Source organism: Vibrio sp. A1-1, assembly GCF_021728175.1.
GTDB lineage: Bacteria > Pseudomonadota > Gammaproteobacteria > Enterobacterales > Vibrionaceae > Vibrio > Vibrio diabolicus.
In genome coordinates, this window is the sequence record NZ_JAKKCL010000006.1 from 85442 (window position 1) to 97042 (window position 11601).

Annotated in this window: 10 protein-coding genes; 3 read left to right on the top strand and 7 right to left on the bottom strand. The window is 45.5% G+C overall.

What is annotated here, in order from left to right; translation table 11 throughout:
* Positions 1-142: 142 nt before the first annotated feature.
* The gene (locus L3V30_RS10985) at positions 143-391 is read right to left on the bottom strand and encodes a hypothetical protein (RefSeq protein ID WP_012842405.1); all 249 of its coding nucleotides are present in this window, start codon (positions 389-391) and stop codon (positions 143-145) included.
* Between the two features lie 384 nt (positions 392-775).
* On the opposite strand from L3V30_RS10985, the gene L3V30_RS10990 reads away from it, so the two are divergent.
* Positions 776-1330, top strand: a complete 555-nt coding sequence (locus L3V30_RS10990) for a GNAT family N-acetyltransferase (RefSeq protein WP_237308916.1) — start codon at positions 776-778, stop codon at positions 1328-1330.
* A gap of 59 nt (positions 1331-1389) precedes the next feature.
* Here the strand turns inward: L3V30_RS10990 and L3V30_RS10995 are convergent, their stop codons facing one another.
* The gene (locus tag L3V30_RS10995) at positions 1390-1629 is read right to left on the bottom strand and encodes an RNA-binding protein (protein WP_005392166.1); all 240 of its coding nucleotides are present in this window, start codon (positions 1627-1629) and stop codon (positions 1390-1392) included.
* Between the two features lie 183 nt (positions 1630-1812).
* Here L3V30_RS10995 and L3V30_RS11000 point away from each other — a divergent pair, with 183 nt between their 5' ends.
* Entirely contained in the window at positions 1813-2346 is a 534-nt protein-coding gene (locus tag L3V30_RS11000) for a GNAT family N-acetyltransferase (RefSeq protein ID WP_237308917.1), read from the top strand.
* Positions 2347-2470: 124 nt separating this feature from the next.
* Here L3V30_RS11000 and putP read toward each other — a convergent pair whose 3' ends face one another.
* From putP to L3V30_RS11020, 4 genes are all read right to left on the bottom strand, one after another.
* Positions 2471-3964 carry a sodium/proline symporter PutP gene (gene putP, locus L3V30_RS11005; protein WP_005392162.1) on the bottom strand — a complete coding sequence of 498 codons (1494 nt, stop codon included), beginning with the start codon at positions 3962-3964 and terminating at the stop codon, positions 2471-2473.
* A gap of 136 nt (positions 3965-4100) precedes the next feature.
* Complete coding sequence (locus tag L3V30_RS11010; RefSeq protein ID WP_237308918.1) at positions 4101-4808, bottom strand: 1-pyrroline-5-carboxylate dehydrogenase; 708 nt, start codon at positions 4806-4808, stop codon at positions 4101-4103.
* A gap of 11 nt (positions 4809-4819) precedes the next feature.
* Complete coding sequence (putA, locus tag L3V30_RS11015) at positions 4820-7951, bottom strand: bifunctional proline dehydrogenase/L-glutamate gamma-semialdehyde dehydrogenase PutA (RefSeq protein ID WP_237308919.1); 3132 nt, start codon at positions 7949-7951, stop codon at positions 4820-4822.
* 406 nt (positions 7952-8357) lie between these two features.
* The gene (locus tag L3V30_RS11020) at positions 8358-9170 is read right to left on the bottom strand and encodes an AraC family transcriptional regulator (RefSeq protein WP_006740882.1); all 813 of its coding nucleotides are present in this window, start codon (positions 9168-9170) and stop codon (positions 8358-8360) included.
* A gap of 973 nt (positions 9171-10143) precedes the next feature.
* Between L3V30_RS11020 and L3V30_RS11025 the strand changes: the two genes are divergently transcribed.
* Positions 10144-10863, top strand: coding sequence for a helix-turn-helix transcriptional regulator (locus L3V30_RS11025; protein ID WP_005392144.1), 720 nt, complete (start codon positions 10144-10146; stop codon positions 10861-10863).
* A gap of 72 nt (positions 10864-10935) precedes the next feature.
* Here L3V30_RS11025 and pdxH read toward each other — a convergent pair whose 3' ends face one another.
* Entirely contained in the window at positions 10936-11571 is a 636-nt protein-coding gene (gene pdxH / locus L3V30_RS11030) for a pyridoxamine 5'-phosphate oxidase (protein WP_005392142.1), read from the bottom strand.
* Positions 11572-11601: the final 30 nt, after the last annotated feature.

Sequence of the window (11601 nt, forward strand, 5' to 3'; positions counted from 1 at the left end):
TCCATAACCGAGTATGAAGAACAAAAGTAATCTAGCGGCTCCCGTAGAGTCGCAAATTTGAAAGCGTGTGATACGCCTTTATAGATCTGGCGTGCGGGACAAGCCGCCCTGTTTAGCTATTAATCATAGCTATCGCTCTGAATTAGAGAGCTGCCGACGTATGCCTGGTAGGATGAGGAATCACTTCTCCAATTGCACGATGATTACAGCATCGGCAGTAGTATTGTGGTTCCATCTCGTAGTAGTGTTCACCTGATACAAATTTCGCCATCAGCTGTGTAAAACTCACCACTTTACCTGTCAACGAATCAACGGGCTGTGGCTCGCAACGCTTCATGATCACTTTATGTTGCGTTGATTTTCTACAAGCTGCGCAATATATATCCGGCATTTCTCTTCTCCCTATTTTTCAGTACTACTGACAATTGACATATTTTGTTCAAAATAATTCCACAATAAAAAAGCCCCTTTAATTTTTTGTGTCCTATCTTCAAAAAATTGGACGAAAGTATCAAAAAATTGAGACATTGGTCAGACCTCAACTTTTGTACCATTATTATGAACGAACGCGCTTATGTGTGTAATAATACGACACATCACACATAACCAATTGTTGCTACTCGCTATTTCAATCTGCAATGATCAATTTTATGGCGTTTTAAATATGGCTTTCACTCACATTTTCGATTCAGGCATTACTTGGTTGTTTAAACACGCCTGATTTACAGTGTGAATCTGCAATTTCCACAATACTGACTCATCTCAAGGACGCACGATGACGCTTCAACCAACGCTCACGACACAAAGGCTTATTCTTCGCCCATTTCATCCGACAGACAGCGCAACAGTCGCACGACTCGCAGGAGACAAGAGCATTGCTGATATGACCGCAAACATTCCTCATCCCTATGAAGAGCCGATGGCACAAATTTGGATTAAGAGCCATGTTGGCGTATATCACCAACGTAGTGGGGTCATATATGCTATTACTCTACGTCAAAACGATGCGTTAATTGGTGCTGTTAGTTTGCTAAACATCTCCGAGGGAGTCGGCACATTAGGGTATTGGCTTGGCGTCGATTACTGGGGTAATGGGTTTGCTCAAGAAGCGTCAATGGCTTTAATTCAGTTTGCCAGACCACATTTTGAGTTATCGGGCCTAAAAGCGATGCACTTGGTCGAAAACAGACAATCCCAATCAGTCATTCAAAAGTTGGGCATGACGTATATCGACAATCACATCATCAAAATGCAGGGAAAAGAACGAGAAGTCTGCGTATACCAGCAAATATTTTCGCCTCAAGTAACCGTAGCAACCTCTCAAAATTAAGGCACTAAAAAAACCAGCCTCTCAGCTGGTTTTATCTTTCACCTTGAAAGGCAAAAATACTAGTCTTGTGCGACTTTCACACGAATCTTGCTCTTATGTACTGAAGACAGGTTTAGTGCCTCCAACGCCGCAACGGCTTCGGCTTCATCCGGCATGATCACAAAACCAAACCCTTTTGATAAACCCGTCTCTTGATCAAGCACGACGGTGCAAAGCTCAACTTTGCCGTAGTTTGAGAACAGAGTACGGATGTCTTGCTCTGTCGTCTCACGAGCTAAGTTTCTTACTAGAAGTTTCATATTAAACCATTTTATGTTTATAACGCCTCAATTCTCTCAGCTTCTCCCTTACAAACCAAGTGAATAATGTTGTTGCGAAGGCTAGATGTCTCTAAGTGTTTCTGTTTAAATGATTTTTTAGTGATAACGCTCTGAATCCTGCATTACGAAACGATTGGAGTATAAAAGCCTAGGAGATTCGACATGGAAACCAAACGTTTAAATCTCATCCCAGCTTGCTTGGAACGTGCAGAAGAAGCACATCAGGCCGTTGTTCGTAGCCAAAAAACGCTTGAAGTTTACCTGCCATGGGTACCTCACGTGCTCACTTTAGAAGCGATGATTGCAGGGACAGAGAAAGCCATCGCAAACTTTGAAAACTTCGAAGAAGAGTTGCGCTACTACCTAATCGACAAGGAAAGCGATCGTTTACTCGGTGCCATTGGGTTAATGATCCATGATCAAGAGATACCGGCATTTGAGATTGGCTATTGGCTTGATGATCGCGCGGTAGGCTACGGTTATATCTCTGAGGCGGTAGCGGCGATTGAAAACTATGCATTCGAAGCGTTGGACGCGAAAAGAATCGCGATTTTAGCCGATGCGAATAACCGCAAAAGTCGTGCGGTTGCTGAGCGCTGTGGGTATGAGTTTGAAGGTGAGCTACGCAATGCTCGGCGTGCGTCTTCTGGCGAGCTGAGTAACACCGTCATTTACGCCAAAGTTCGTCGTGACTAACACACTCACAAAGAATAAAGCGACGTGAAAATCTGGCCTCAAGCAATCACCATTAACGTTTATTAAGTTCAGATAAAACAAAGCCCGCTGTATAAGCGGGCTTTGTGTTCGTAAAAGGAAGTAATTAGTCTAGTTCAACTAGTTTCTTCTCGTACGATTGATGTTGGTCTAATACGTCTTGCGCTGCACCACCTGTCGCTTTGCTGATAACAACGATAGCAAGCGTAGAGAAGATGATGCCCGGTACGATTTCGTACACATCAAACCAACCGCCAGTTAGCTGCTTCCAAACTACGATAGTGATACCACCAACAAGGATACCTGCTAGTGCGCCGTTACGGTTCATACCGCTCCAGTAAAGGCTAAGTACAACCGCAGGACCAAATGCAGCACCGAAGCCAGCCCAAGCGTAAGAAACAAGACCAAGTACTGAACTATCTGGTGTCATTGCTAGGAATAGCGCAACAAGCGAAATAACGATAACGCCGATACGGCCAATCATTACGATTTCTTCAGAAGACGCTTCTGGCTTGAATACTTGCTTGTAGAAATCTTCTGCAAGCGCTGAAGATGAAACAAGAAGCTGTGAGTCTGCTGTACTCATTACCGCCGCTAGGATTGCTGCTAACAACATACCCGCAACGACAGGGTGGAATACTGCGTTAACCAATAACATGAAGATCTTCTCGCCATCTTCTAGTTGAGTGCCCGGATGACCCGTAACCCAAACCAGACCGACAAGACCAACAAGCATTGCACCAACCATAGATAGCGCAGTCCAAATCACAGCGATACGACGTGCAGTCGTTAGATCTTTGTTTGAACGAGACGCTTTAAAACGCGCTAGGATGTGTGGCTGACCAAAGTAACCAAGACCCCATGCCGCTAAAGAGATGATAGCAATCGCAGACAGTGGTTCGCCTTTGGCGTCATTCCATAGCGTTGCAAGTTCTGGGTTGATGTCATGCAGATCAGAAGTTAGCTGACCTAGACCACCGTCCATTACTGCAACAGGAACAATCATTAGCGCAGCGGCCATTAGCAGACCTTGCACTAAGTCAGTCCAAGATACCGCAAGGAAACCACCGAATAGTGTGTAAGAAACGACACACACCGTACCGATGATAACAGCGTAAGTGTAATCTAGACCGAATACCGTCTCAAACAGTTTGCCCCCTGCGACCAAACCTGAGCTGGTGTAGAAAAGGAAAAATAGAAGAATGAAAAACGCAGAGATTGTCTGGATCAGTTTCGACTTATCGTTGAAGCGACGTGACAGGAACTCTGGCAACGTTAACGCGTCAGTTTGGATACTGTAGGTACGTAGGCGTTTTGCACTGATGAGCCAGTTTGCCCATGTACCAAGAAGTAGGCCGCCGGCTAACCAGAAGGCCTCGATACCCGCAGCGTACGCATAGCCAGGCAAGCCTAGCAGCAACCAACCACTCATGTCTGAAGCACCTGCAGATAATGCAGCAGGCCACGGACCTAGGCTACGGCCACCTAGGAAGTAATCAGATGAATTGGAAGTCCTCTTATACGCGTAAACGCCAATAGCAACCATAATCAGTAAATACGCCACAAAAGTGGACGTGATAGCAAAGCTATTTTCTATCATTAGATAGTCCTCGTTATAATTATTTCCTTCCTTGCCTGCCCTGATATTTTACCGTCTCAGCAATACATCAGAGTATAAGAAACCAATCTGGACCGGCTCTCAGTCCAGTTACTCCAGATTGGTATCACAAGTCAGGTTAGTGAGTTTCGTTCCCCAACTCGAGTAGAGTCGCGTTACCACCCACCGCGGTAATATTTATCGTTCGAGTGCGCTCGGTAATGAAGCGCAACGAGAGATGAGGATCATGAGCCAATTTCGGTGACTCTAAATCCGTTTCAGAAACTAAGCCGACGATTGCACCGTCACGCTTAGCTAGTTGAAGATTGAGCGCATGCTCAACCTGTGAACGCCCAACATAACCCACACTACGTACATCGCTCTCAAGCAACGGGGCAGACGCATCGTACGCAACAATCTGGACTAAGTTAGATGGGAAGTTTGCCAACGCTACAGCTTGCTTAACCAGTTGGTTTAGCTCTGCATTGTCACTGCAAACGACCACGCTGTTGCCTGCAATTAAGGCACAGGTGATCATTGCAAAAGCACTGTATAACGCATTATCAGCAGGCTCGATGTTGTTTTCACAAATCACCAAAGCCACACCGCGTCCTGCGGCATACAGTTCGTTAGTTTCCCCTGTAGGGCCAACTAACTGGTGAGTTTCTGCAAGAAGAGTTGATGCTTGTTGCAAGTGGTAAGAAACCACTTTGGCAACGGTAGACTGCTGCCCTTCTAATGCAGATTTAAATGCCAGAACATGCTCGCATTTGTAATCAAAATCAGTCAGATTCCACTGCTCCCACGCAGAGAATGCATCTTTAAAATAGGTGATCTGATGAACCATAATGCGACTCCTTATGCGTTTTCTGCTTGAGCAAGAAGATGTTGAGTAAAGCGGAATAGGTAGTGTGGACCACCAGCTTTCGGGCCAGTACCCGACAAGCCTTGACCACCAAACGGCTGTACGCCAACCACAGCACCAACTTGGTCTCGGTTGATGTAGCAGTTACCCACTCGAGCGTGTTTCTCAATCCAACGGTACGTGGTTTCGTTACGGCTATGGATACCCATCGTCAAGCCAAAACCCGTCTTGTTGATCTGCGCAACCACGTTCGGTAATTCAGACGCTTTAAAGCGAACAATGTGCAAGATTGGACCAAATTGTTCTTCTTTCAGCACATCGATGCCCGAGATTTCAAACGCACTTGGCGAGACAAAATCACCATACTGGCACGATTCGTCAAGTTGCAGCTGAGCGACTTTAGTCTGTGTTTTGCTCATTTGCTCAAGGTGAGCAAGGAGTTTTTGTTTTGCGTTGCTGTCGATAACCGGACCAACATCTGTTTTGTGTAGGTAAGGTAAACCAACATGCAGCTCATTCATCGCACCTTGAATCAGGTTGATCATACGGTCTGCTACATCTTCTTGTACAAATAGAACACGAAGGGCAGAACAACGCTGACCGGCAGATGCAAACGCCGAACGAATCACATCACGCACCACCTGCTCTGGCAATGCCGTACTGTCCACGATCATCGCGTTTTGACCACCTGTTTCCGCAATAAACGGAACCGGTTTCGCGCTGCGCTCCGCAAGCGTGACGTTAATGCGTTGCGCAGTTGCCGTTGAACCAGTGAATGCCACACCAGCAATGGCATCATGAGAAGTCAGTGCATGACCAATCTCAGCGCCGCGACCAGTAAGTAACTGAATCACACCAGCAGGGAAACCCGCATCAAGCATTAATTCAATAGCGCGAGCGGCAATTAGGCTTGTTTGCTCAGCAGGCTTGGCAACCACTGTGTTACCCGCAATCAGTGCTGCCGTTACCTGACCAAGGAAGATAGCCAGCGGGAAGTTCCAAGGGCTGATACACACAAACACACCAAGACCTTCACGGCTAGAAATGCGTTTCACACCATCGAAACCCTCTAGCTCAAATGGCTGTAGGTTTTGCGCTTGTTTCGCGTAATAACGACAGAAATCCACTGCTTCACGAACTTCATCAATACTATCGTGAATCGTCTTGCCCGCTTCTTTGTGACAAATCGCCACCAGCTCAGCCAGGTTTTCTTCCATTAAGTCAGCAAGCTTTTCTAAACAAGCCGCTTTTTGCTCAACAGGAACGCCTTTCCAATCAGAGAAAGCGGTTTGCGCCGCATCAATTGCAGCGGAAACATGATCAAGTGTTGCAAATGCCACCTTGCCGACTTCAATTCGGCGATCGTACGGTGCGGTGATGATCTCAGCCGCATTTTCCTTGATCATGCTTTCGGCAAAACGCTCACCATTGATCATCGGGCCTGCAACCCACTGATTGTCCATGAAGCTTTCTACTTGCGCTTCAAATGGCTTCGCCTCACTGTCGATATCAATGTTGACACCGTATGAGTTCTTACGCTCAGGGAAGATGTCGGCAGGTAATGGGATCTTGTCGTTGTGTAGCGTGTCAAAACCCGTCAACACATCAACAGGGTGATGAGTCAACTCGTAAATCGGACAACGCGCATCAACCAATCGATGTACAAACGAGCTGTTTGCGCCATTTTCAAGCAGACGACGAACCAAGTACGGAAGAAGATCAGCATGGCTACCGACAGGAGCGTAAATACGTACTGGCTGACCATACATTTCCATAACATGGTTATACAGTGAATCACCCATACCATGCAGACGCTGGAACTCGTACTCTTTGTGCTCAGCCATAACGGCGATTGCCGTCACCGTGTGGGCATTGTGGCTTGCAAATTGCGGGTAGATATTACCGCGAACACCTTCGCTAAGTAGGAAACGAGCACAAGCTAGGTACGCAACGTCCGTCGCTTCTTTGCGAGTGTATACCGGGTAATTAGCGTAACCCGCTTGTTGAGACCACTTGATTTCGCTGTCCCAGTACGCGCCTTTAACCAAACGCAGCGGAATAAGGTCACCCTGCTCTTTTGCGAGTGCGTTTAGCCACACCAAGACTGGTAGAGCACGTTTTGAGTAGGCTTGAATAACCAAACCAAACTTGCCCCAACCTTTCACAAGATCGCTACGGTACACTTTCTCAAATAGCTTCAGAGAAAGCTCAAGGCGATCCGCTTCTTCTGCATCGATTGTGATTGCAACGTCGACTTCAATTGCACGTTTCAATAGCTGCATTAGTGAGTCATACAACTCTGTCATTACACGTTCTTCATTTGCGACTTCGTAGCGCGGGTGTAATGCAGAAAGCTTGATGGAAATCGAAGGCGCAGGACTGGTGTCATTGCCGTAAGTCTCTCGACCTACCGCTTCGATCGCCATTAGGTAATCTTTGAAGTACTTGTTCGCGTCCGCTGTAGTTAACGCCGCCTCACCTAACATATCAAATGAGTAGGTGAAACCTTTGTCGCGCATTGGGCGACCATTCTTTTGCGCTTCTTCGATCGTACGACCACGAACAAACTGGTGACCCATGATCTTCATTGCCTGATACATGGCTTTACGAATCACAGGCTCAGAGAATTTATTTACCAGACGGTTTACAGCCTGACCTGGGCTCTGGGTGCCTTGCTCACCAAGACCAACCACTTTACCTGTTAGCATGAGGCCCCATGTTGATGCGTTAACAAACACAGAGTCAGAGTTTTTCAGGTGAGATTTCCAGTCTGCGACGCTCAACTTATCTTTAATCAAAGAATCTGCTGTCGCGGCATCTGGGATGCGCATTAATGCTTCTGCAAGACACATCAGCAAGATACCTTCTTGAGTATCTAAGCTGTATTCCAACAATAGGGCATCAATCATCTGGATTGACTTCTTATCGGCACGAATGGCTTCGATAAGTTGGGTCGTTTGGGTAGTGATCGCCGATTTTTCATCCTCTGTCGGCGTCGCTAGTGGCAATAGTTGCTCTAGCCATTGAGACTCGTCCACCATATACAATGGCGAGATCAGTGACCACAACTTATCAAGCGGCTGCCCGATAAATTCCGGTGTCAACACGTTCGTAGCTGTAAACATGTGTGTTCCTCAATCTCACTCCTCGAAAACCGCTTCGAGGATTATCAATGGCTGGCAGTGTATTTTGAGGCCGATAAGAATACTTGTCAAAAACTACGACATTTTTGCCAAAAACTCGCTTTTATAACAAAACATCCACATAGTCACATTCAAATAGGTAATATTTTGTGTTGTAAATTTTAATTTTTTCATTGCAATCACAACAAAATGTCAAGAATATCAATAAGATTTTTGTGAAGCGTTCGTTCTAAGAGAAAATGTAGGATCAAGTGGCATATCAGTCACACCAAAGGACAGAGAATTTAACAAAACGAGAGATAGGTCACGTGAATAAAACACAAAAAAACCATGCATATTGCATGGCTTTGTTCTAATTGCTGATAATTTGACCTAAAAATACGCGTTGTTATCCAACTTGTTTTTTATAGCGGGATGGCGATATTCCCTGTAAGCGAGTAAAAGTATGAGTAAACGTACTCTGGCTTGAGAAACCAGTGAATTCGGCAATTTGCCCTAAAGAAAGGTGGCCTTGCTCGATTAATTCACGAGCCATATCGATACGCTTTCCGAGAACATATTGATGAGGTGTAATCCCCATCTGCTCCTTAAACAAGCAATGGAACTGACTTTCCCCAAGAAACACTCGTCCCGCTAACTGAGCCACACTGATTTTATGGCTAAGGTGCTGCTCGATGTAGCGATCAATCGCCTCCAAATCAAAGCGTGACTCTTTTCGGCTAGTCTCAAATGCCGAGATATGGCGCTGCATTAATGCAATCACGGTGTCGTTGCACGCGCGACTTAACAGCAGGTCGTCCGGATGGTTTCGCATTTCCTGAACCAACATCTGTATCAGCTTCTGAATTTGACCGTCTAACTGAAAGTAGACATGGTCTCTTTCTAGATTATTGATTTTCTGCAGCATTTCAGGATCATCATTTGTCGGTTTTGGCATATTCAGCACCAAAATATCCGATTGATTAATGACGCCACCGAAAGCATGATCAGAGCATGCGGTTACCACACAACCTTGGCCAGGACCGACAAGATTACCTCGTCCACGCACTTCAAATTCGGCTTGTCCTTTTAAACCAATCACGATCTGTGTGTAAGAATGATCATGGCAGTCCATATAAGACGGAAGTGTGATCAGTTCTGCTGGCTTAGGCAGCATAATCTCTTGATATGGCGGGGCTTTGGGGTTATCTGAATCACTCATTTTAAACAGTCGTCTTTACACGGTCAGCTTACGTCTTGGCATCATATACCTTCCTTGTTGGGTTGCAACTTTTCCCCAACTCAATCGCACAAGATCAAAACAGCATGATCAAGTTGGTTTACATGATCATAGTTCCGGAACGATGATCATGCGAGGTTAACTTACGGTCAATGAGCAACCAATTTTATTAACAAAAACGGATAGATAGAAGCACCTTACGTATACATAACCAATAGATATAAAGATCCTTGTTACCGAACAATCCGTTATTTGGTAGAACACTGCGGTTCAAAATAGATAAATCGCCTCATAAACAGATCAAAGCCACCTCTTGAAATCAACATAGAGGGATTTCCCCCCTTACTAATATGCTTCTGATTCAATACATTAGTCCTCGAGCTTTAAGATGCATACGATCTAAAGCTCTCGGTATCTCATTGATACCTCTAACTTACTTAGCAGACCCTCGCTAGGTAATTTAGAACCTCTTCTACACGTCGACAAGATTATATCTTGTGTTGCCAGCCCGTCTTCAGGCTGGCTTTTTTTCGCTTCTCAACAATGAAAACAATGGCATAAGCTGATATTATAGCTTTCGTCTCACTGTCCCTCTCATATGACTTAGGCACCGTTCTCCATCTCGATGAGTGATATGAACGCTAACTAAATTACAACTGAGTTGTAGGAAGCATGATCAAGGACGATACGAGTTGTAAGCCGAACATCAGGCGGACATCCGTGAGCGCACATATCTGTAATGAAACAGACCATTTTCCCAATTAAATTCTTCGTTCAATTTCGTTGTTGTTTGTCGCTGTGTGACGAAAATATCGAACACCATGAACTTAATTGGATTGAGCGCCAATCAACGAACGTGTTCTAGCAACGTGACTGCCTACTTGGCAATGTCAATATTAACAACGCAACACGGACGTCTCTGTATTGGTAAAAGCAGTATGTAGTGAGTCCTTTTGTGAATATTTCAGTCGATACCATAGAACAATCCCTCCTTAAACAGCTTCCAGGTTGTTGGGGATGCAAAGATAAAGATTCGGTATTCCGCTACGTAAATCAGGAATACGCAGAACTGTTGGGACACACGTCGCCCGAGGAGTGCGTCGGTAAAACTGATTTTGAGATGGCAAGCCCAACCACTGAATGTGCACAAGAATTTCAACGCCAAGATAAACACGTCATCGAAACTGGTGAGTCACTCAAAATTCTTGATATCCATCCTTATCCAGATGGCCGCTGGCGAGCGCATATCTTTACTAAAACACCGTGGCGAGATGACAATGGTAACATCGTAGGGACCATTTTCTACGGAAGAGAACTCACCGACACCGCCGTGATTGAAGTCGGGTATTGGGTTTGTCGTGCAATCAGCACCAACCCTAATCAGCAATCCATCTTTCGTTTCTCTGACTTACAGCCAAAACCAGAGAAGCTCACATGTCGCGAGCAAGAAACGCTTTTCCTCTTGCTCTACGGCAAGAAGCCACAATTCATCTCTCAGGTCATGGGTATATCAACAAAAACCGTTGAAGGTCACGTCGCACGCTTACGTAATAAGTTTGCAGCAAACAGCAAGAACGAACTAATAGATAAAGCCATGGAAGCAGGCTACGGCTCTGTTGTACCCAAAACGCTGCTTAAGCATCAATTATCGGTAGTGTTGAATGGAGAGCGATAATTCGCGCCACTTTCTACCTACAAAAACACCGCCCAAGTGGGCGGTGTTTGTTTATTCATGAGGCACGAGAGTTTATGGCGCTAGACGGTCAATGTCCCAACTTCCGTCATGTTGGGAGAAAAGAAAGCGGTCATGAAGACGGTGTTCACCACCCTGCCAAAACTCGATGCTCTGTGGTTTTACGCGAAAGCCACCCCAGAAGGTTGGAACCGGTATTTCACCCTTAGCAAATTTCTGTTTTAGCTCTAAAAACTTACCTTCTAATACGCCTCGAGCAGAAATACGGCTACTTTGCTTGCTCGCGATTGCGGCTAATTGGCTCTCTTTTGGACGAGAAGTAAAGTATTTCATATTTTCTACGGCGGTGAGCTTTTCCGCCACACCAGTAATATGAACCTGGCGCTCTAACGGATGCCAAGGGAAGTGCAAACTAATATTGCTGTTATGCTCAAGCTGCTGGGCCTTGCGACTGCCTAGGTTGGTGTAAAATACAAAGCCATTTTTGTCGACGTTTTTTAATAGAACAATGCGTTGAAACGGCATGCCATTTTCATCAACCGTTGCAACTGTCATCGCAGTCGGATCCGTTAAGCCCGCTTCAACTGCTTGCTCTAGCCACAGATTAAATTGATCAATAGGATCAGCTTTCAAATCTTTACGACGTAGCCCACCTTTGGTGTACTCACGACGAATATCAGCAAGTTCCATCTTTACTCCTTCACTCGTTTTTGTCGATTG

Coding starts and splice junctions, on each gene's coding strand:
- L3V30_RS10985 (WP_012842405.1), bottom strand. CDS start 391: ATGCCGGATATATATTGCGCAGCTTGTAGAAAATCAACGCAACATAAA.
- L3V30_RS10990 (WP_237308916.1), top strand. CDS start 776: ATGACGCTTCAACCAACGCTCACGACACAAAGGCTTATTCTTCGCCCA.
- L3V30_RS10995 (WP_005392166.1), bottom strand. CDS start 1,629: ATGAAACTTCTAGTAAGAAACTTAGCTCGTGAGACGACAGAGCAAGAC.
- L3V30_RS11000 (WP_237308917.1), top strand. CDS start 1,813: ATGGAAACCAAACGTTTAAATCTCATCCCAGCTTGCTTGGAACGTGCA.
- putP (WP_005392162.1), bottom strand. CDS start 3,964: ATGATAGAAAATAGCTTTGCTATCACGTCCACTTTTGTGGCGTATTTA.
- L3V30_RS11010 (WP_237308918.1), bottom strand. CDS start 4,808: ATGGTTCATCAGATCACCTATTTTAAAGATGCATTCTCTGCGTGGGAG.
- putA (WP_237308919.1), bottom strand. CDS start 7,951: ATGTTTACAGCTACGAACGTGTTGACACCGGAATTTATCGGGCAGCCG.
- L3V30_RS11020 (WP_006740882.1), bottom strand. CDS start 9,170: ATGAGTGATTCAGATAACCCCAAAGCCCCGCCATATCAAGAGATTATG.
- pdxH (WP_005392142.1), bottom strand. CDS start 11,571: ATGGAACTTGCTGATATTCGTCGTGAGTACACCAAAGGTGGGCTACGT.